Annotated in this window: 20 protein-coding genes; 7 read left to right on the top strand and 13 right to left on the bottom strand. The window is 66.5% G+C overall.

Annotation, left to right across the window (positions count from 1 at the left end):
• The first annotated feature begins 5 nt into the window (after nucleotides 1-5).
• Both ppsA and AADH62_RS05875 read left to right on the top strand, forming a co-directional pair.
• Entirely contained in the window at nucleotides 6-2,399 is a 2,394-nt protein-coding gene (gene ppsA / locus AADH62_RS05870; protein ID WP_341578679.1) for a phosphoenolpyruvate synthase, read from the top strand.
• A gap of 174 nt (nucleotides 2,400-2,573) precedes the next feature.
• Nucleotides 2,574-2,819: a hypothetical protein gene (locus tag AADH62_RS05875; protein ID WP_341578680.1), complete on the top strand. Its 246-nt coding sequence runs from the start codon at nucleotides 2,574-2,576 to the stop codon at nucleotides 2,817-2,819.
• Nucleotides 2,820-2,835: 16 nt separating this feature from the next.
• Here AADH62_RS05875 and AADH62_RS05880 read toward each other — a convergent pair whose 3' ends face one another.
• Both AADH62_RS05880 and AADH62_RS05885 read right to left on the bottom strand, forming a co-directional pair.
• Entirely contained in the window at nucleotides 2,836-3,264 is a 429-nt protein-coding gene (locus AADH62_RS05880; protein WP_341578681.1) for a MarR family winged helix-turn-helix transcriptional regulator, read from the bottom strand.
• A gap of 55 nt (nucleotides 3,265-3,319) precedes the next feature.
• Nucleotides 3,320-3,616: a hypothetical protein gene (locus tag AADH62_RS05885; RefSeq protein ID WP_341578682.1), complete on the bottom strand. Its 297-nt coding sequence runs from the start codon at nucleotides 3,614-3,616 to the stop codon at nucleotides 3,320-3,322.
• Between the two features lie 485 nt (nucleotides 3,617-4,101).
• Between AADH62_RS05885 and AADH62_RS05890 the strand changes: the two genes are divergently transcribed.
• From AADH62_RS05890 to AADH62_RS05905, 4 genes are all read left to right on the top strand, one after another.
• Complete coding sequence (locus AADH62_RS05890; RefSeq protein ID WP_228178431.1) at nucleotides 4,102-4,272, top strand: CsbD family protein; 171 nt, start codon at nucleotides 4,102-4,104, stop codon at nucleotides 4,270-4,272.
• Nucleotides 4,273-4,514: 242 nt separating this feature from the next.
• Nucleotides 4,515-5,549, top strand: a complete 1,035-nt coding sequence (locus tag AADH62_RS05895; RefSeq protein WP_341578683.1) for an acyl-CoA dehydrogenase — start codon at nucleotides 4,515-4,517, stop codon at nucleotides 5,547-5,549.
• Complete coding sequence (locus tag AADH62_RS05900; protein ID WP_341578684.1) at nucleotides 5,546-6,910, top strand: bifunctional PIG-L family deacetylase/class I SAM-dependent methyltransferase; 1,365 nt, start codon at nucleotides 5,546-5,548, stop codon at nucleotides 6,908-6,910. Before AADH62_RS05895 ends, AADH62_RS05900 begins: the two co-directional genes overlap by 4 nt.
• Nucleotides 6,907-7,623: a glycosyltransferase gene (locus AADH62_RS05905; protein WP_341578685.1), complete on the top strand. Its 717-nt coding sequence runs from the start codon at nucleotides 6,907-6,909 to the stop codon at nucleotides 7,621-7,623. The genes AADH62_RS05900 and AADH62_RS05905 overlap by 4 nt, the downstream gene beginning before the upstream one ends.
• Here AADH62_RS05905 and AADH62_RS05910 read toward each other — a convergent pair.
• From AADH62_RS05910 to AADH62_RS05920, 3 genes are read right to left on the bottom strand one after another with little or no spacing between them, the layout of a single operon-like run.
• Nucleotides 7,620-8,789 (bottom strand): MalY/PatB family protein, encoded by a 1,170-nt coding sequence (locus tag AADH62_RS05910; protein ID WP_341578686.1) that lies wholly within the window; start codon nucleotides 8,787-8,789, stop codon nucleotides 7,620-7,622. The two genes, AADH62_RS05905 and AADH62_RS05910, sit on opposite strands and share 4 nt — an antisense overlap.
• 60 nt (nucleotides 8,790-8,849) lie before the next feature.
• Nucleotides 8,850-9,524 (bottom strand): TetR/AcrR family transcriptional regulator, encoded by a 675-nt coding sequence (locus AADH62_RS05915; RefSeq protein WP_341578687.1) that lies wholly within the window; start codon nucleotides 9,522-9,524, stop codon nucleotides 8,850-8,852.
• Entirely contained in the window at nucleotides 9,514-10,506 is a 993-nt protein-coding gene (locus AADH62_RS05920) for an epimerase (protein WP_228178425.1), read from the bottom strand. Before AADH62_RS05920 ends, AADH62_RS05915 begins: the two co-directional genes overlap by 11 nt.
• An 82-nt stretch (nucleotides 10,507-10,588) precedes the next feature.
• On the opposite strand from AADH62_RS05920, the gene AADH62_RS05925 reads away from it, so the two are divergent.
• On the top strand, nucleotides 10,589-10,912 hold the full coding sequence (locus tag AADH62_RS05925; protein WP_228178424.1) for a DUF222 domain-containing protein: 324 nt from the start codon (nucleotides 10,589-10,591) through the stop codon (nucleotides 10,910-10,912).
• A 35-nt stretch (nucleotides 10,913-10,947) separates the two neighbouring features.
• On the opposite strand, the gene AADH62_RS05930 is transcribed toward AADH62_RS05925, so the two are convergent.
• From AADH62_RS05930 to AADH62_RS05965, 8 genes are all read right to left on the bottom strand, one after another.
• Nucleotides 10,948-11,478, bottom strand: coding sequence for a cupin domain-containing protein (locus tag AADH62_RS05930; RefSeq protein WP_228178423.1), 531 nt, complete (start codon nucleotides 11,476-11,478; stop codon nucleotides 10,948-10,950).
• A gap of 257 nt (nucleotides 11,479-11,735) precedes the next feature.
• Nucleotides 11,736-12,320, bottom strand: coding sequence for a PIN domain-containing protein (locus tag AADH62_RS05935; protein WP_228178422.1), 585 nt, complete (start codon nucleotides 12,318-12,320; stop codon nucleotides 11,736-11,738).
• Nucleotides 12,321-12,345: 25 nt separating this feature from the next.
• Nucleotides 12,346-12,870, bottom strand: coding sequence for a helix-turn-helix domain-containing protein (locus AADH62_RS05940; protein WP_228178421.1), 525 nt, complete (start codon nucleotides 12,868-12,870; stop codon nucleotides 12,346-12,348).
• 112 nt (nucleotides 12,871-12,982) lie between these two features.
• Nucleotides 12,983-14,104, bottom strand: a complete 1,122-nt coding sequence (locus AADH62_RS05945; RefSeq protein ID WP_228178420.1) for a DUF3322 domain-containing protein — start codon at nucleotides 14,102-14,104, stop codon at nucleotides 12,983-12,985.
• The gene (locus AADH62_RS05950) at nucleotides 14,101-17,454 is read right to left on the bottom strand and encodes an ATP-binding protein (RefSeq protein WP_228178419.1); all 3,354 of its coding nucleotides are present in this window, start codon (nucleotides 17,452-17,454) and stop codon (nucleotides 14,101-14,103) included. The genes AADH62_RS05945 and AADH62_RS05950 overlap by 4 nt, the downstream gene beginning before the upstream one ends.
• Nucleotides 17,451-18,110 (bottom strand): DUF4194 domain-containing protein, encoded by a 660-nt coding sequence (locus tag AADH62_RS05955; RefSeq protein WP_228178418.1) that lies wholly within the window; start codon nucleotides 18,108-18,110, stop codon nucleotides 17,451-17,453. The genes AADH62_RS05950 and AADH62_RS05955 overlap by 4 nt, the downstream gene beginning before the upstream one ends.
• Nucleotides 18,107-19,558: a DUF3375 domain-containing protein gene (locus AADH62_RS05960; protein ID WP_228178417.1), complete on the bottom strand. Its 1,452-nt coding sequence runs from the start codon at nucleotides 19,556-19,558 to the stop codon at nucleotides 18,107-18,109. The genes AADH62_RS05955 and AADH62_RS05960 overlap by 4 nt, the downstream gene beginning before the upstream one ends.
• A 65-nt stretch (nucleotides 19,559-19,623) precedes the next feature.
• Nucleotides 19,624-20,145 carry a DUF1877 family protein gene (locus tag AADH62_RS05965; RefSeq protein ID WP_292725986.1) on the bottom strand — a complete coding sequence of 174 codons (522 nt, stop codon included), beginning with the start codon at nucleotides 20,143-20,145 and terminating at the stop codon, nucleotides 19,624-19,626.
• Nucleotides 20,146-20,377 lie beyond the last annotated feature (232 nt).

Consider the following 20,377-nt stretch of genomic DNA (forward strand, 5'->3'; position numbering starts at 1 on the left):
CACCCATGAAGAACGTCCTCTGGTTCGACGAGATCGGCATGACCGATCTGCCAGCCGTCGGCGGCAAGAACGCCTCGCTCGGCGAGATGGTCTCTCATCTGTCAGCGCTCGGCGTGCGGGTTCCCGGCGGGTTTGCCACCACAGCCGACGCCTACCGCCGCTTCTTGGCCCACGACGGTCTCGGCGACCAGATCGCAGCCCTCTTGCGCGATCTCGACACCGACGACGTCGCAGCCCTCACGCGCGTCGGCGGCGAGATCCGCGCCAGCATCGAGCGGCACCCGCTGCCCGAGGACCTCGAGATCGACATCCGCACCGCCTACGACCGGCTGCTGCACGACGACGCCGATCCGGATGCCGTGACCTGGGCGGTCCGGTCGTCGGCGACGGCCGAGGACCTGCCCGACGCCTCCTTCGCGGGGCAGCAGGAGACGTTCCTCAACATCGGGGGAATCGAGAACATCCTGACCGCGATCCGTCGGGTCTTCGCCTCGCTCTACAACGACCGCGCGATCGCGTACCGCGTGCATCAGGGATTCGATCACACCGAGGTTGCGCTGTCTGCCGGCGTGCAGCGCATGGTGCGCTCGGATGTGGGTGCCGCCGGCGTCATGTTCACCGTCGACACGGAGTCGGGGTTCGATCAGGCGGTGTTCGTCACGAGTTCCTACGGACTGGGTGAAGCAGTCGTGCAGGGCGCGGTAAACCCCGACGAGTTCTACGTCTCGAAGCCGGCTTTGCGCGCGGGGCGCCCGGCGGTGCTAAAGCGGTCGGTCGGCGAGAAAGCGGTGGCGATGCGCTACACCGACAGTCGTGCCGCGGGCGCGAGCACGGCCTTCGTCGATGTTCCACTCGCCGATCGCGCCAGGTTCTCGCTGACGGATGCCGAACTCGAGGAACTGGCCAGGCAGGCTCTCGTCATCGAAGAGCACTACGGCCGGGCGATGGATATCGAATGGGGTAAGGACGGCGTCGACGGGCGGCTCTACATCCTGCAGGCCCGGCCCGAGACTGTCGTCTCTCGCGCGTCGGCGAAGGTCATCCGCCGCTTCCGCCTGCACGAATCGGGGACGGTCCTGGCGGCAGGTCGCGCCATCGGCCAGCGCATCGGCTCGGGTTCCGTGCGGGTGCTGAGCGATCTGGCTCAGATGGACTCGTTCCGCGCGGGCGATGTTCTGGTGGCCGACATGACCGACCCCGACTGGGAGCCGATCATGAAGAGGGCCGCAGCGATCGTCACCAACCGCGGTGGACGCACCTGTCACGCGGCGATCATCGCGCGCGAGCTCGGCATCCCGGCCGTCGTCGGTGCAGGCGATGCCACCCGCATCCTGAGCGATGGACAAGACGTCACAGTCTCGTGCGCCGAGGGCGACACCGGGTTCGTCTACGAGGGCCTGCTGGAATTCGCCGAGGAGGAGACGCACCTCGATCGGATGCCGGAACTGCCCGTCAAGATCATGATGAACGTCGGCACGCCCGACCAGGTGTTCTCGTTCTCGCGCCTTCCCCACCGGGGGGTCGGGCTGGCGCGGCTCGAGTTCATCATCAACCGGCAGATCGGCATCCATCCCCGTGCGCTCCTCGAGGGCGACCTACCCGCCGAGCTGCAAGCCCAGATCGACGAGCGGGTCGCCGCCTACCCGTCGCCGCGTGACTTCTTCGTGCAGCGTGTCGCGGAGGGGATCTCGATGATCGCTGCAGCGTTCGCGCCAGAACCGGTGATCGTACGGATGAGCGATTTCAAGTCGAATGAGTACGCCAACCTCATCGGCGGCGAGCGCTACGAGCCGCACGAGGAGAACCCCATGCTCGGCTACCGCGGGGCATCCCGCTACATCTCCCCCGACTTCCGCGCCTGCTTCGACATGGAATGCGAGGCGCTGCGGTACGTGCGCGACGAGATGGGTTTCACCAACGTCCAGGTCATGATCCCGTTCGTGCGCACCGTCGGCGAGGGGCACGCCGTCGTCGAGATGCTCGCCGAGAATGGCCTGCGTCGCGGCGTCAACGACCTCAAGGTCATCATGATGTGCGAGCTGCCGACCAACGCGCTGCTGGCCGATCAGTATCTCGAGTTCTTCGACGGCTTCTCGATCGGCTCGAACGACATGACCCAGCTGACCCTGGGACTCGATCGCGACAGCGGCCTTGTCGCCAACACCTTCGACGAGCGCGATCCCGCCGTGCTGCAGCTCATGTCGATGGCCATTCAGGCGTGCCGCGCGCAGGGCAAGTACGTCGGCATCTGCGGTCAGGGGCCGAGCGATCATCCTGACCTTGCCGAGTGGCTGCTCGCGCAGGGTGTCGAATCGATCTCCCTGAACCCCGACACGGTCGTTGAGACCTGGATGCGGCTGGCCGGGTCATCTGTTGACTCTGCACCGACTACGCCATAGCCGTGAGTGCGGATGGCCCGGCTCATCCGCCCCGGCCGAAGATAGAATCCTCACAGATGCACACGCATCACGAAGATGCGGAGCACAATGTCATACCGAGATCAAGCGAAGGTTCAGTCGTGGGTGACGGACTTCGCGAACAGTCACCCTGGGGTCTCGCCTCAGATCTCCGTCGTGGATCAGTACTACGCCGAGGGGCCCGATTCGGGCCTGGTCGTCGTACAGTTGCGCACGGCGACCACCGTGACATCGATTCAACCGGTCGTGGAGGACGGTGCTCCTACCTGGCGGGTCCACTTCGATCCGCGCGAGGAGGGGCTTGATCTCGACGGTGAACAGACCGAAGCGTTGGCTGCGGATCTGACGTTGCTCTCCCTGCTCTGTCAGTACCTGCAGGGCCGGACAGACTCCGAGCCCTGACCGGGCTCGGGGAGTTTTACCGCTCCTGGCTCGCAGCTTCGAGAGCATCGAGAGCCCGCGCGAGTCGGTCGATGACGAGGGCTGCCACCTCAGCCTCGCCCTCGGACAGACCGTCGATCACGCTGACCACAGCCCCATCCCGGGAGGCGTAGGCAGAGTCAACCCTCTCGATGGCTGCATCCGTCGGCACGAGATAGTGAGCGCGCCGGTCAGTCGGATGCTCCTCGCGCACGAGGTAACCGCGTGTGACAAGCCGCTCGACGACGTTCGTCACTGTCGCGCTCGAGGTGTCGAGCATCACGATGAGGTCTTTGGGGCTGAGTTTGCGATCGTCGCGCCGTGCCTGAACGAGGTATCGCAGCGCGCCAAGGTCGAGGCTTGAAAGACCGGAGGACCGCACCGCGCGGTCGGCCTGGATTCGCTCGCTTCGACGAAGGTGCAGCACGGCGCTGCTTAGCCGTCTCCCCGCGTCGGACGACGGCTGTGTTGCGTAGAGGTGTTCACCCTCGTGGCGAACCACCGTCCTGGGCATGCCTACCTCCGATGACTTCGTAGCGCTTTGTTCCTGTGATGGCGGCCCGTGCGGCATCCATCGTTTCGTATTGCCCGACGTGAGATCCTGTGGCGCCCCTGGCAACGAACGAGTCACGTGCACGTCGCTCGATCGTGCCGAGAAACTCGCCGACGGCGCTACCCACCCAGAATCCCCGGTCGACTTCGTACCACACCGCGGTGTTCGCGCGCGCAGTCCCCAGAGTTTCCACCGTCAGTGCCGACGAGGTCTCGATCACTTCCATTGTGCTTCCGTCTCATGATACCCAACACGTTCTGTGCCACACACCATATTGCACACTTGCTGTACTATTTTGCTACTGTGCTTTATAGCAACTGAGACACATCCTGAGATTTCTCCTGACATTGGAGGTAAAACGTGACCACTGCTACCGGTGCCAGACCGTCAAACGAGCCGCTCCCGCAGACTGAACCGCTTCCCACAATCTCGAACCGGCGGAGCACGCGCCCGCTGCCGGCGACGCCACGCGAGCACGGCGTAGGGCTCGTGCCGCGCTCCCGACTCATTGGATTCGGCGGGTTCGCTGACATGCTGGCCGTCCGTCGCCACCACCGTCGATTGCTCGACCGCGGCCTCTCAGCGGCATGAACCGTTCAACCAGCCCGAGTAGACAGGCGACTGGCGACTCGTCAAGCCCCTTTGTCGAGTTCGCGTCATGCGCCTAACTTTGCCGACAACCACCCAGCAATCTATGTGAGGAGAGCCATCATGGGTATGGACGACAAGATCAAGAACGCTGCGGAAGAAGCCAAGGGCAAGGTCAAGGAGACCGTCGGCGACGCGACTGACAACGAGAGCCTCGAGGCCGAAGGCAAGGCCGACCAGGCCAAGGCCGACGTCAAGCAGGCTGGCGAGAAGACAAAGGATGCACTGTCCTGACGCTCTGCGCCAACATCCGACGGGGCCTGTCCAGACGGACGGGCCCCGTCGCTGTGTCGCATTCGCGAGCTTCGCGAAGTCGCCGACCGCATTCGTCGGAACACATTCCGTTCGCGTCATCCGATGTCAAGCCTCGTTCGCCGGGCAGGCATCCCGTCTAGGCTCCCCGCTGGAGGTTGACCATCATCATCGATTCGGACATCGCGACTCACCCGGTCGCGCGCTCGGGTGACGTCCGGCACGTGACTCTCAGTCCGCACCCGAGCGCAACGACCGCGCAGGTTGGTCGTGCTCTCGCGTCGGCGGCCGAGATCAGTGGGTTCGGCATGGACCTCGACGCGACTCTCGACTGGTGCGTGGACGTCGGGGAGTGGGCGCCGCGCGTCGGCGAGGGGCGGACGGCAGAGCTGTGGGAGCTTCTTGCTGCCACCGCTGCGATAGACGTGGGCGCGGCGCGCATTCTGGAGCCGCACCTGGACGCACTGACCATCCTGAATCAGGCCGACAGGTCAGATCTGGTCCGACCCGAGGACACGTGGGGAGTGTTCGCGGCCGAGAGCCCCGATCATCGCCTCCGCGCCGAGGAGTCAGGGGCACGGTGGACCCTGCGGGGCTCTAAGCCGTGGTGCTCGCTCGCGTCACACCTGTCCCGCGCGCTCGTGACGGCATCCCTCGACGACGGGCGACGCGCACTGTTCGCGGTCGACCTTCGCGCGGATGGTGTTCGAGCCCACGACGGGCCGTGGGTGGCGCGCGGGCTGACTCAGGTCGTGAGCGCACCCGTCGACTTCGACGATGCTCCGACTGTCCCCATCGGACCACCGGGCTGGTATCTGGAGCGCCCGGGCTTCGCCTGGGGCGGGATGTCCGTAGCGGCGTGCTGGTGGGGGGCGGCGTCCGGCATCGCCCGACGGCTCCTGACTCCCGCACAATCGGCGGATGCCGACCAGCTCGCACTCGTCCATCTCGGCCGCGTCGATGCGTCCCTCTGGTCGGCCCGCGCCGTGCTCACCGAAGCAGCCGAGCTCCTGGACGATGGCCGCTCGACCCGAGTGGGCGAGCGACTGTTGAGTGAACGCGTGCGCGCCGTCGTGGTCGATGCCGCCGCTCTCACCCTCACCGAATCCGCCGAGGCTCTCGGTCCGAGCCCCCTCACCCGTGACGAGCAGTTCGCCCGGTCAAGCGCCGACCTTCACCTCTACATCCAGCAGCATCACGGGCTCCGCGATGTGGCGCGGATCGGTCGCGAAGCAGCTCGGCAGCGTGCCGCGTGGTGACCTTCAGTCACCTCGACGATGGCACCGCCGAGGAACGGTGGCTCGCCGATACTCGCCTGATCTCCGCGCCGCCGCTGGAGTCCCTCCCCGACGAGCTCGTCGTTGTCGCCGCCCACCCCGACGACGAGACGCTCGGTGCCGGCGGACTGATATCCCGCGTTGCAGGCCAGGGAGGCCGGGTGAGTGTCATCGTCGCCACCGACGGTGAGGGCTCTCACCCGGGATCGAGAACGCACTCCCCCGATTCCCTCCGCGCAAAGCGGCGTCTCGAGGTCATCGAAGCGCTATCGCTTCTGGCTCCTGGAGCACGCGTGCAGTTCCTGTCGATCCCCGATGGCGAGGTGGGCACGCACGCGAGCGTCGTCGAGGATGCCGTCGCGGCGGCGCTGGATGCGACGGATGCCGCGCCGGCCCAGACGCTGGTCGTCGCCCCCTGGTCGGGAGACGGACACCGCGATCACCGGGAAGCTGCCGGTGCCGTGCGCAACGTCGCGTCAGTTCGCGGTGTGCGTCAGCTCGGGTATCCGATCTGGATGTGGCATTGGGGCACTCCCGAGGATGTTCCCTGGTCTCTGGCGCTCGCGGTGCAGCTGACCGAGGACGAACTGACACGTAAGGGTGCTGCCCTGCGAGCTCACACGTCTCAGGTGAAGGCCCTCTCGAACGAGCCGGGCGACGAGGCAATCGTGCCGCCGAGATTCCACGCTCACTTCACCCGCGACCGAGAGGTCTTCCTCGCCGAGGACCCCGGTGACCGGGCAACTCTCCGGTCGGGGTTCTTCGAGGACTTCTACGCGCGTCACGACGACCCGTGGGGTTTCGAGGCACGGTGGTACGAGGAGCGAAAGCGCGCAGTCCTGCTTGCAGCGCTGCCGGCCCCGAACCTCGGCAGTGTTCTTGAGATCGGATGCGCCACGGGTCTGTTGACCGCGTCGCTTGCGGCTCGCTCCGACCGGGTCATCGCCGTTGACGCGTCAGCCCGCGCGGTCGATCGCGCGAGCCGCCGGTTGGCCGGCGCGGATCACGTGACGATCTCGCGCGCGCATGTGCCGACAGAGTGGCCGGAGGGAGAGTTCGACACCGTCGTGCTCTCCGAAGTCGGCTACTACTTCGACGCGGCCGATCTGGATACGCTCATCCGTCGAATCGACGCTGCGCTCACCGCGGACGGCATCGTCGTCGCGTGCCACTGGCGGCATCCGGTCGCGGAATACCCGTCCACCGGCGATCGTGTGCACCACACGCTGCGACGGGTGCCCGGATGGCGCAGGATCGTGCTCCACGAAGAGGACGACTTCGTACTCGAGGTCTTCGGCGGCGCGGATGTCGAGTCGGTGGCCGCGCGGGAGGGTCTGGCGTGATCGGCTCCAGCATCCGCGCACTTGCCGTCGTAATCCCGGTCCACAACGAAGAACAGCTTCTGTCCCGGTGTCTGCACGCGCTGGAAGCCGCCGTCGCGCGGGTCCGCGTGCCGTGCGCGGTCGTCGTCGTGATCGATGCCAGCACCGACAGGTCGGTAGCGGTCGCGCGGCGGCATCCGTTCGCCGTCATCGAGATCGGAGCGGGCTCCGTTGGCGCCGCCCGCTCGGTCGGGGTCACCGCCGCGCTCACAAGCCTGGCGCCCGCCATCGACCGGCACACCTGGATCGCCAACACCGACGCGGACTCGGTCGTGCCACCGAACTGGCTCACCCTTCAGCTTGACCTTGCCCGCGAGGGTGCCGACCTGGTCATCGGCACCGTGCGGCCGGACTTCGCCGACCTCACCCCGCAGCACCGGCAGCTGTGGCTCGACACACATGAGCCGGGCCGTCCGAATCGGCACGTGCACGGGGCGAACCTCGGTGTGCGGGCCGATGTCTATCGTGCGGCCGGAGGCTTCAGCGATGCCTCGGAGCACGAAGACGTGATGCTGGTCGATCGCTGCCGCGCGGCGGGAGCGCACGTCGTCGCCAGCGACGGGGCCGAGGTCATCACCTCTGGGCGGTTCGTCGGACGTACTCCCGGCGGCTATGCGGCGTACCTCCGGGATCAGCATCGGGGTCTCGGAGCGGTCACTCCCGAGCCGGTCTAGCGCGCTGGCGTCGCTGCGGCGAGCCTGCGAACGATCTCATCGAGCACGGGCGTGGGGGTCGCGAAGATGAGGCGCGCGAACCCTGCCCCGGCTTGGCCGCACATCGTCCCCTCAGTGAGAGTGACGGAGGCTTCCCGCGCGAAGTACTCCGCGGGCAGGTCGTCGATTCCGGCGCCGCGGAAGTCGATCCACCCGACGTACGTGCCTTCCGGTTTCGGCATCCATGCCCCCGGAAGATGCTCGGCAAGGAGCGAGAGCAGCCGATCACGATTGCCCTCGAGGTAGGGCACGAGGTCGGCAAGCCACGCATCCCCGCTGCGGAAAGCGACGGCGTTGGCGATCGCGCCGAGGTTGCTCGTGCCGTGCCCCGAGAACCGCCCGATGCGCTCCCACGTCTCGCGGTCACGGTCGCTCGTGAGCACGAGTTCCGCGCACTTCAGACCGGGGAGATTCCAGGCTTTCGAGGCGCTCATGGCAGTGATGGTGTGCTCGGCAGCGGCGGGGGTCACTGTCGCGTACGGGATGTGGGTGGCTCCCGAGAAGACGAGCGGCGCCCAGATCTCGTCTGAGAAGACGCGCCCGCCGTTTCGGTCGACGACCTCGGCGATCCCGATCAGTTCGTCTCTCGCGAACACGCGACCCACCGGGTTGTACGGGTTGCACAGGAGCAGCAGGTTGCCTCCCTCGTCGAACGCCCGCTGCAGCGCGTCGAGGTCGAATTCGTAGCGTCCGTCGCGAATCGCGAGAGGCATCTCGATGACCTCGCGACCGCGCATCGGAGGCACCATGAGGAACGGCATGTATGACGGGGTGGGGACGATGATCTTCGACCCCGGCTCCGAGCAATGTTCCATCGCGAGTTCGAGGCCCATGATCACATCTGGGATGCCCCACACGTCGCTTGCCGGAACATTCCAGCCGTAGCGGCGCTCGAGGAAGCCCGCCGTCGCATCCGACAGATCAGCGGCGATGCGCTGCGGCATGTACCCGAAGGCGCCATCATCGACCGCCGCATGAAGGGCGGCGGTAATGGCCGGGTCGACACCGAAATCCATCTCGGCTACGAAGGCCCCGATCGAGCCATCCGTTGCCGACCACTTCGTCGCGCCGGTGGCACGAAGCTGCTCGATCGTGATGGCGTTCATGCGCCGGGCGAAGTCAGTCATTGCGCGCTCTTCCTGCTCGTGGCCGCTCCCACGATAGCTCGCACCGCCGACGGGCGGCCCTCAGGCGCGGATGCTGCCGACCAGGGCGAGCACCTCCGCTACCGCCCCGCGAACGAGCGGAAGACGGGCCAGCGGCAGCACCGCCGAGAGCAGCCTCAACGCTCGATCCAGCAGGAGCCTCGTGCGCTGGCGGCCCTCTGAGGTGTCGTAGACCCAGAACAGCGCGAGCAGAAGGTGCGCGAGAACGAGCGCATCCGGCATCCGCTCCCGCACGTCGTCGGTGAGCCGCGTCGGTGCCGCGCCGTCGATCGCCTCCGCGAACAACCCCTCGACGATTGCGAAGGCCGGGGCCGATTCGACCGATAGTGGGTTGATCGGCGACCGGGGCGACACCGCAGCCGAGAGGAACTCTCCCGCGTGGGCACGGTACGGCTCGAGCTGATCGAGTCCGGTCTCGAACACGATCCGCAGCCGCTCGATGAGGTCGGTTGCGTCGCCGAGGAGCGGCTGAGCCGCGGCCCGGTGCCGCTCCTGCACGTCGAGGTACAGCTCCTGGATGAGGTGATTCTTCGACGCGAAGTGGTAGTTCGTCGCCCCCGCCGACATCCCCAGCTCGTCGGCCAGCCCCCGGATCGTCGTCGCGTCGTACCCGTTCTCGCGAAATGATCGCAGCGCCGCGGAGCGGATGCGCTCACGGGTGCGCTCACCCTTCGTGTGTCGAACCTCAGCTGGCATCGATCGCCTCCTTCGCGTCGACGAGCGCTGCTCGCAGGTCGGTGTGCCCGAATGTGAAGCCGGCATCGCTCAGGGCCTGCGGCACGACCCACCGACTCTTCAGGACCAGCTCGGGCTCGGTGCGCAGCACCCACATCGCGGCTTCCAGCATCCAGCGCTGGGCGGGCAGCCCGACCGGCGCACCGACCACGCTGCGCAGCGTTCGCATGAGGGTGCGATTGTCGCTCGGATGGGGCGAGGCGACGTTCACGGGACCCGACATGCGCGGGTCGTCACGGATGAAGCGCACGGCCGCAACGACATCGTCGATGTGCACCCAACTGAATCTCTGGCGTCCGCGAGTGCGGTACCAGGGCGCCCGCGCCGGGCCGGTCGGTTGGTCACCGATGCCGCGGTAGCGGTGGTGCGGGGGGCACCATCCGTCGAACTGCGTGCCGCCCAGCCCCCACCGGGCGAGGTTCAGCAGCATCCGGGTCGCCGGACCGTCGCCGATGACGATCGCCATCCGCAGCGCAACCCGGCGTGTGTCGGGAAGCGAGCCGGCGAAGAGCTCGCGCTCCCACGACGTTGCGACATCTACCGAGAACCCCGAGCCGATCTCACCGTCCGACTCGGCGTTTGGTCGATCGGTGGAGTGACGGTAGATCGTCGCCGTGGAGGCATTCATCCAGACCCGCGGCGGTCGCTCCGCCGTCGCAATGGCCTCGCGCAGCGCTCGCGTCGTCTCGACCCGCGAGTTCAGGATGCCGGCGCGATTGCGGTCCGTGTAGCGACAGTTCACGGACTTACCCGCGAGGTTGATGACCACGTCTGCACCGTCGACCGCGCGCGCCAGGGCCGCGGCATCGTGCCACTGGACCGGCGCAGTTCGCCCGATCTGACGGACCGCGTAGCCGTCTTCGGCGAGCGCCTGAACAACGGCTCGTCCGACGAAGCCGCTGCCGCCGGCGATCACGGCGACCTGCCGCCTCTCGGTGTCCATACATCGACGATAGCGCTTTTCTGAACGTGTTCAGAAACTGAAGAACTCTATCGCTGTCGGATGCACGACATAGCGTGCCGTCATGACGATCACTGATGTCCTTGTGGAAGACGAACCCGCCGAACTGCTTCTCGAAGCGATCACGGCCCTGATGGAGAACTCCGAAGAGTCCGCCGGCATGACCAGCTTTGGAGGCAAACTGGCAGGCGATAGCGGCGCGGCGCTCGTGCACGCGCTCGGACGGATAACGGCCGAGCTGCACGCCGAGGACATGCGCAGCTTCCTCCCCGGAGGAACACGCAACAAACGCACCGAAGAGCAGCGTGGCGCTGACGCCTTCATCCTGCTCGTCGATCGGCTCGAGGAGGCATTGATGAGTCGGACAGCCGATGATGTCGCGACGTGACTGAAGTTCGCCGGGCCGAAGGCTTGTACCCCTGATCAGGTCAGCGGCCGGTCAGGACGCCCCGGAGCACTCACGTTCCCGGTCGTCAGCTCAGACATCGTGAGGTCGTCGAGCCATGAGGGCCGCATGATTTGCGCCGGCGGTTCGATTCGGACCCTTTCGGGAGTCCAGGCCGGCGTGACAACTGAACAGATCAACGCAAAGCCCGCGGAGTCGACGAGTCGAAGTGCTTTGTAGGATCCGGCCGGGACAGTGATCATCGGCCGCGTCTCCCGAGACACCACCGACCTGGTCACCGCACCGTCGCTATCCACAACCACGTACTCGACCGGACCACCGTCGACGATGACGTGGGTGTCATCGACAGCAAGCCAATGCCACGCGTTGATGGGGCGACGAGGGTCGAGCAGGTAATAGATTGCGTTCGCGGCTGGAGACGCCGCGCCGTCGGCAGTTCGGACTTCCACATCCGAACGGAAGGCGGGAGCCCACCACCCCGATTCACCCTCGAGCACGCGCAGTCCCAGCCGCTCAATCCACTCGTCGGCTCGAGGATGATGTGTCACATGCTCCATCGTGCCCGCATGCCGCTTCGAGAAGAGATCAGCTCAGCTACGTTCAGGAAAAGTGGCGGAGACGGAGGGATTTGAAATCACGCCAATGACAATCGAGCCCAACTCAAACCGCATGATTCCGCGGATTCTGACGTCGCCGACGTACTCCTGGATCAGGTCGGCCGGGTTCGATTCGTGGCAGAAACGTGGCGAGTGTTCGGCGCGAAATCAGGTGGCTGCACTCGCCCTTCAGTCACGCGATCTGGAGACTACGCGGACGTGGCTTCGACCATCATCTCGACGGCTTCGATCATGCCGTATCGATCTCGCAAGATGTCGAGAATCTCCTCGACGGTGAGCGCTGTACTGTAGCGGCCAGAACGACTCGCGATCTCCTGCACCGCAGCGAGTGCATGCCTTGGGTTGAGCGCGACAGTGTTCTTCGCGAACTCCCTGGCGCTGAGCACCTGAATGCCCGGCGGAATCTTGCCTGCAGGGAAGTCCTTCAGGTTCTCGGTGACGATCGCTCCGGCTCCCGCGATGACGGCCGCAGCGACCACATGCTCGTCATCCGGATCGGGAAGCCCGAACGTACCTTCCAGCGGCTCCCAGCCTTCGACCTCCGCGTCGGCGAACTCTCGCCGCATCGCAGCGATGAGGGTCGCTGCGCGGCTGGCCGCCTCCGCTATGGGTATCCCCCGCTTCACGAGCTTGGCCTCCTCGTGGAACTCGAGCTCGTCGAGGATCGCCGAACTCCAGGTCGGTCGATACGCGCCCTCGACCGCGAGGGAAAGGAGGAAGTCACGCTGCAGGCTCGGCCACAGCACGCTGGTGTCGAGGGTCGCCGTGAACACGACCCCATCCTCTCAGCCTGCGAAGTCAGAGTCGGGCAGCCCGCCTCGCTGCCACTGCCTTCCTCGCCGCTTTCAGGTCCTCGAGCGTCTGCTCGATGTTGTCTTCGCCGACGGAGTCGCGCGTGGCGGCGAGCATGTCGTACTGACGCTCACGGCGGCGCTCTCGGTATTCGAGGAGATCCGCGAGGAGAACGCGGCGGTGCGTTCCCGCCTTCTCGAACGGGATCTCGCCCTCGTCGAGGAGCTTCACAATGGTCGGGCGGCTCACGTTCAGGAGATCCGCTGCCTGCTGGGTGGTGAGCCGTGTTGTCTGGGGTACAACTGACACGGCAAGCCCGCTCTGCATCGCGTCCACGATCTTGCGGAGAGCGAGGTAGACCTCTTCCGGAAGCTCCACCTGGTCACCTGGACGCGCCCCCGCAAGAAAGTACCTCGGCTCGGGAAGAGCCCGACCGGCGGCCTCATGGGCGGTGAGGAAGTCCAGCACAGGGGCAAGCTCGACTCCCCTGCTGGGAAGGTACGTCTCTTCAACAACTGCAGCGCGAGACACGGAAATCACCTCAATACACGTAAACGCAGGTGGTTGCGTTTGTTGCGATTAAGGTACCACGCGTCACCGACAAGTCAATAGGAGCGCGCTGGAGCAACGATCAGATGCCTCGTCAGGACACCCCGAGCCGTGCGAGCGCGTAGCTCCACGGAATGCGCTCCTGCTCGAGGCGTATGTTGCCCTCCGCGCTCAGCGACTGGAGAGCCGCGCGCTCATCAGGCGTGAGCAGCTCGAACACGCCGACATTCGGATCCGGATCGATCCCCCACAGATCACGGTGGTCGAACAGAGTATCCATATCCATCAATGCCGACGTTGCGTCCACTCCCCTGGCTCGAAGTCGGTTGAGAATGGCGAATCCGTGCGAATCGAGATCACCCCAGTAGGTGACCGTCTGCGCCCACGGGAGGCGGGCGACGAGATCGACGCGGTGACCGCCACCGTGCACTGCTATAGCTCGGGGCACATCCGGCATCGCGAGCAGGGTGGCGAGGTTCTCGAACACGAACACACGCTCGGGTCGGATCGTGCTTGCCGCAAGGTCGTCGACGGGCGCCGACACATCGGAGAGCCCCTGGAATGAGAGCGACGGATCGAGAGCACGGATCCGTATGAGCGGTGACGGCTCGCGAAGGCCCAGTCCGGGCGCACCGGTTCCCGCCCGATGCAACGCCTCCACGAGTCCGCGGCGAGATTCGATCCACTTGGTGTGGATGCCGCGGATCGGCAGTTCCCGCACCAGGCGGCCCGATTCCGGGTTCTCGCGCAACCAGGCCAGCACATGGACGAGCCTGTCGAAGTCGGCGCCATCGAGATCGCCGATCGCGCGGGCATGGGCGCGAAGCACGCCGCCGGCGTCGGACCCGGCCAGGCCCCTCAACTCGTCGAGTCGCGCCACCAGACGTCGCCAACCATCCGCCTCGCCCGCCGCTCGAGCGATCGAATCCGAACCGCGCAGCACCGCGCGAATGGGGACTTCCTGCGACCCAATGCGTGACCAATGACGGACGACCCACTCGAGCTCAATACCCGAATCCTCGCTCACACCGCGCCATGCGTCGACCCACTGTCGAACCCGATCGAGATCGTCCAGCGCCTCCCGCTCCGTTGGCGGGCGTAGCGGAACGTCGAGCGCGACATCGGTCTGCTGCTCGGCGGCCCAAGTGCGTGCATCGCGCTCGAAGAGTTTCTTCGCCCGCGCGCGCAGGTCAGACGGTGTGACAAGCGTGCTCACGCGCGCGACTCCGCGTGCGGCGGGACGGCGACCTCAGTCTCATCGACCGAGAACACCACGTTCGCCAGCCGTGACGCGTCGCGGTCGGGGTTCGACACCGACGTGATCGCGCCCACGTACGGCTCGAGCGTCTGCAGCAGCTTCTGCGGTGTCGCGAGGATCATGTGGAATCCGAATTCGCGGAACACCTCCATCGCGTTGCGCGTGTATCGGCTGTCAGCCTTGTCGAACGCCTCATCGAGCACGATCGACCCGAACCGCGGAACGTCGTCCTCTTCTTCAGTCAGCTGGTACCGCAGCGCTGCGGCGAGGCAGAAGATGACAAGCTTCTGCCTCTGGCCGCCCGACAGCCCCTCGGCCGAGTCATACACCCGCACAACGCGGCCGGTGACGTCCTTCTCCCGCGCGAGGAAGCTCACATGCAGCCTCGTGTCGAGCACTCGGTTGCGCCAGTCCATGTCGACGCGGTCCTTGGATCCAAGCCGACCGATTACGCGCTGCAGCACGGCGAATCGTTGCTCGGCACCGGCGGCCGACTCGTCGGCCCAGTTGCCTTCGACGATGCGGCGGAGGTCGGTGAGGAACTCGTCAACCTCCGGGGTCCGCGTCGTCTTCACATCGATCTCGAGAAAGCGGTCCGCTCCCTCGAACGGGGACCGCCCCAGGGATGCGTTGACGGGGAGGATTCGCTCGCGGATGAGACCCGGGGCGTCGCGGAGATCGCTGAGCAAGTGTGCGACGACGTCCTGCGATCGTTCCCGCAGCAGCTTGCGGAACTCGGTCTCCTTCTCGGGCAGGCCGCGCGCGAGGATGCCCTCCCGCAGTTCCCGGTAGCCGTAGCGGTCGCGGATGTCAGCAGTCAGCTCAGCGGATGCAGCGGACCACTCGAGCCGGAACTCGGCGGCGCGCCCGGCGAAGCTGGCCTCAGCATCCGCCGCGCGGCCGGCCGCGGCGTCCTTCTCCTTCGAGAGTGCCGACTGCACCTTTCGCGCGACTTCGTCCACCGTTTCCAGGATCACCGAGCGTCGCTCGGCTCGGAACCGGCCTTCGAGGGCGTCGGTGATCCGCTCGTCGACCGGTGCATGCGGTGTTGCCTCGAGTCCGGCGATATGCGCCGCGATGCTTTCTACGTTCTTGCCGGCGACAGCGTGATCTCCGACCGCCCGTTCGTAACCCTCGTTCGTTTCGTTCAACCGCTGGGTTGCACGCTCCGCGGCTTCCTGTGCTTCACGGAGAGTCCCGGACTCGCTGGTGAGCACCCGGAGTTCGTCGCGCCGGGCGGCGGTGACCGCCGTCGCGGATGCGAGATCCACTTGGTTCCACGTGAACATCGATACGCGGTTGAAGACGTCGCGCCGACTGACAGCGTCCTGATGGAGCGAGTCCGCATCCGACTCGCGGGCAGCAGTCTTGTCCTTCGCGAGTTCCGCTTCGCGGCGACGGCTTAGCAGCGCTTCAAGTCGCGCTTGAGTGTCGCCGCCGAGCATCCACCGGGTGGCATCGCCGACATCGTGACGGTCGTCCTTCTCGTACCTGCGTGAGTTGCGCTTGACGAGGCCCCCGATCGTGACGCCCCGGTCGACGCCGTCGAGCTCGTCGGGGTGTGAAACGCAGGCGTAGTCGAACTCGTTGGCGATTCGCTTGCGGACGTAGGACGCGAAGGGCCCGTCGCTCACCACGAGGCGATGAACGAGCGAGCGGGAATCCTTGGGGCGACGCGGCTCGTCGACGGAGTGCGGGACCGCTTCGATGACGAGCCGGACGCCGAGTGTCCGCGAGTCGGCTGCCCGCCGCGCGGCGACAAGGTGTTCGTCGCGCACGAGGAGCGTCGGCGCAAACGGCGCCATCACTCGCTCTGCCGCGCCGCGCCAGCCGGAGTGCTGCTCGGCCACCGAGATCAGCTCGCCCGCAAAGGGGAATGTCGATGCCGGCACGCCGACAGCGTCCGCGAGGAATCGCCGGGCGCTCAGAAGCCTCTCATCGAGGTTGCTCCGGTGATCTCTCAACGCCTGAATCTGCTTCGTGACTTCGTCCACTGCCTTGCGCGCCTGGCTCGCGGCGTCACGCACCTCATACGACACCGCGGGGATATCGCGCGCAGCCTCGGTGACGGCCGCCGCAAGGAGCTCGGCGAACTGCTCGGGATCCTCGGGCATCGGCGCACCGATGCGCGCCAACTCAGCGGTCAGCTGGGCTCGATACTGCCCGGCGATATCCTCGGCGCGCTGCGCACTTTCGATCCGCTCCTGCAGAAGCTCGACCCGCGCGCCGCCCTCGTCCCGAACACGCGCCTTCGCGCTGTCCAGCGCCTCGGATGCCAACCGCTGCTCGCGCGCGGCGTCGCTCAACTCGCTCTCGGCGCGTGCCAGCCTGGCGCGCGCGGGGCCCGCGGCCTCCTTCGCGAGCCGAAGCTTGAGTCCCGCCGTGAAGGGTTCGACTGCATCGTGTAGATCAGAGATCGCCGCCACCTCGGCGCCGGCCAGATCGAACGCGGTGATCGCCTCATCGACCTTTCGGAGCGCATCAGCCTGCTTCCGCAGGTCGACGACGTGCTTGTGGGCAGCATCGAGCTCCGTGAATTGCTCGACTGCGGTCGCGGTTCGCGCGAAGGTTCCCGGCTGGTCGAGCATGAACCCGCGGAACAAGGCGTCGAGGGTGCCGAGGTTCTTCGCTGATTGTGTCTTGTGGAGAAGCTGAAGTGTCGCGTCTCCGCGGAAGCCGAACTGGCGGACGACGCGCTCATGAAAGCGTCCGTGTCTCCCGCCGGTGGTGATCAGCGCGTCGGGGAAGGCCTTCGACATGCGGCGAGCGTCGATTCCGCCCTCGACGTGGGGCTTCACCTCGAGAAGCCCCAGGTGACCGCGGGCGAAGATCCGTGCGTCCTTCAACGCGGTCGGTTCGGTGCGCGTGCCGGGTGCGTGGAATACCCGCAGCAGGACGACTGGTTCGTCGCGGAGATTCTGGTAGCGCAGCAGGATGCCGCTCCAGGTTGCCTTCGAGCGCAGGTAGGTCGTGGTGGCCCGATCGGCAGTCTCGTCAGCTTCCTTGCTCCAGGCGCCACGCACATAGCTCATCAGCGTGCGATCGCTCTGCCGGGATGCGCCGTCCTGAGCCGCCGCGTTGAGGCGCAGCCACTTGTCGGGGGTGAGGACGGCGGCGATCGCGTCGAGTAGCGACGACTTGCCCGATCCGGATGCGCCGGTGAACAGGTGGCCGGCGCGCGCGACGTCCACGGAGACGTGGCCCGCAAACGTACCCCAGTTGACGAGTTCGATCTGGGCGAGTCGCCACTGGCCGGGCCTGGTCGGATCGACTTGCGGCTCGTCGGTGGGGAAGCTCAGCATCGTCATTCTGTGTCGTCCTCGGCATCCGTCGACGGGGCAGCGGATTCTCCTCCGCCCTCTCGGGCGATCCGGTGGTACTCAGATGTGATCGCGCGGATCTGGTCGGCATCGACGAGCAGTCGTAGCACCGGCGAGATCTCGGCACGGTCATCGCCAACGGCGTGCAGCACGCGGAGCTTGTTCTGCATCTTGTTCCACGACGAGTTGACGCGGCTCGCGAAGTCCTTCTCATCACGGTCCGGGGTGCGGAACACGGCGAGCTGCTCGAACACCTCCGCCTGCCCCACGATCACGCGCCCGCGGCCCTCCTCACTCAGCAGCGTCTGGCGCAAGACAAGCAGCATTGCGGTGTCGAGGAACGTCAACGCCTCAGACCGCACCGCCTTCGGGGCATCTTCGGACGGAGCGTTGCGGACGAAGGCGAACTCGTTGTCCCGATCGATGACCAGTTCGAGGAACAGGTCGGCAAGCCGGGAGCGGAGGACAGCCTCGTCGGTGAGCAGCACCGCCCACAGCTGCGCCTCGCGCGCTCCGGAAAGATACGGGCCGCGCACCAGACGCAGCAAGACCCGCCGCGTACGATCCGGAAGCTCGCCCGCGTCGCCACGCCAGAGGCCAGTGTGCTCGTCGGGGGCGACATCCGCTGTGGTCGGTTCGGTCATGTCACCGCTCCTGTGAATCGGTGCGCGGCGACGATCGCCGCCCGCGGAACTCCGTCTGCGCCCTGCCAAGCGAGCACCTCGGGTTCATCGTCGACGGTGCCCTGCTCGGCGGCGATCGAGAGAAGTCCGATCACGCTGCCCACACCTTGGGTCGCGGGGTATCGAGCAAGGACATCTGCGACGGTGCACGATGACACCTCGGCGAGCAGGTCGTTGACATTCCGGGTGAGTTCGTCGAAGTCGATCTCGGTCTCGCGTGCGATCGCCCGCAACTCCTCAAGACTCGCGAGGGATGCCGGCTGCGTGACGACCTCTTCGGTGGCAGCGAATTCGGCAGGATCGTGAAGATCGATCGCTCCAACGCTCGACAGCGCGACAGCAGAGAGATCCAGCGTGAGAGACGTCGGATACCACGGGCGCGTATGCGCAGCGGCTTCCACCCCCGCGTGCTGAGCCTCCCGCAGAAGAGTCCTCAATACCCGGTCGCGCTGGTAGTCCTGCGACTGCACGTAGCGGCGGAGCGCCCGGGCGAACAATGTGATGACGTCGTGAATCTCCGCGCTTCGTCCCTTGAGCGTTGTGAGGAAGGCGCGCAGTGCCCGGCGCTCATCCGAGGTGAGATCACGAGCGAATCCGCGGTCGAGGATGCGGCGGATGTCGGCCTCGAACGCGGCACCGAGTGCAGGGTCGAGCACGAGCTGGGAGAAGGCAGCGAAACTGCGGCCTGCATCCGAGTCGGAGATGTGGTCGATTCCGCGAAAGACTTCGTCGACGACTGACGCCTGAGAAACATCGGACTCGACGATCTTCGCCCTCAGCGACGCATTCAGCGTCTCGAACTCAGCACGCACCCGAGCGAAATCGTCCGGTACGTCCGCCGCCTGCGCCAACACATCGCGAACGCGCTCGAGCGCCCGGTCCTCGTCGATCGCGGTCTCGTCACCCGAACGCAGGCTCTCGATCCGCCGCTCGATCGACTCGATCTCTTCCTCGAGCAGTGCGATGCGCGCTGACGCATCAGGATCGGTGTCGATCGCGAGGCGACGGACTTGCGCCGCAAGGCTCGCAAGCCGAGACTCGGTCACACTCGAACGCGGGGCGGCACGCCCCTGCAAGAAGCGGATCCCGGCGATCGCATCCGGGGAAAGCTCGAGCGTCTCACCCCGCGCTTCCGATGACGGCCGACGCACCAGGAAGCCGGCCGATCGCCACTCCCCGCAGTACCCCTTCGCAGTCAGCGGCAAGATCAGCCCCTGCGCACGGAGCCGCTCGAGGTCGGCATCGATCCGCTCGTACAGCTCCTCAGCGTCGACTCGGCGCTCGTCTCCACCCAGATGGGTGCCGAGAAGACCGGCGACCACGGGTGCACTGTCGGCTCGAAGCAGCTTCCACGCCGCATCGCGCTCCGCAAGCTGGGCGAGCTCGAGAACCTGGGCGACGGCGGGCACGCGTCCATTCTGAAGGAACGCACCGACATCCGTTGACGCGGCGGCAGCGGATAGCTCGGACTGAGTCACCCGATGAGGTAGACCATCCCGCGACCGTCTGTCGCGAGCGCCTCGACGAACTCCTGTGCCCGCGTGAGGTACTCGAGGAGGTAGCGGAGCTCGTCGTCATCGTCGGCTCCGTGCCGACTGCGCCAGGTGCGCGCCCACGTTCGCACCTGGTCCTCGTCGATCGCACAGAGGTCGTCCCGAATCGCCGGCACCTCCGCCGGGAGGATCGTCCTCACCCACGGGTCCCACCCGAGCCCGTGCATCGTTACGCTCCCCTCGAACATCCGGTAGCAGGAGCCTGCGTCGGGAACATCGGTCGTCGGACACGTGAGGGACTGCAGGGCGGACCAGGCCTTGTCGAGGTAGAGCATGTCGCGCTTCGGCGAGACCTGCTCGAACGTCGCGACACTCACGCTCGCGTGCGGTTCCAGGCCCCATGCGTCAGCAAGCGGGTCACTGGAGAGGATGCTGTGCGGGTCATCGACCGCCTGCTGAGCGAGGTCGGCGTCGAAGGCATATGCGTAGTAGCGGATTCCCATGCGGCCAGCATCCCGACGCAGGCGTAGCCTCGATCGCCGCATCCGACGCCGTGGGGAGAACGCGTTCGAAACCCGCGCTGTGGAGGAACCGACGGGCCGCGGGCGCGAGCGTCTCGCGGCCCCTAGACCGAGGGATTCGACGTACCGGTCTCGGACCGAGGCGCGCAGCCCCTCGGTCTCCGACGTGGCAAGTTCGTGGCAGAACGCGCCACCCACAGCGTTATGCCCGCGT

Origin of the sequence: Microbacterium schleiferi (assembly GCF_038150145.1) — a bacterium.
In the GTDB taxonomy this organism is placed as follows: Bacteria; Actinomycetota; Actinomycetes; order Actinomycetales; family Microbacteriaceae; genus Microbacterium; species Microbacterium schleiferi_B.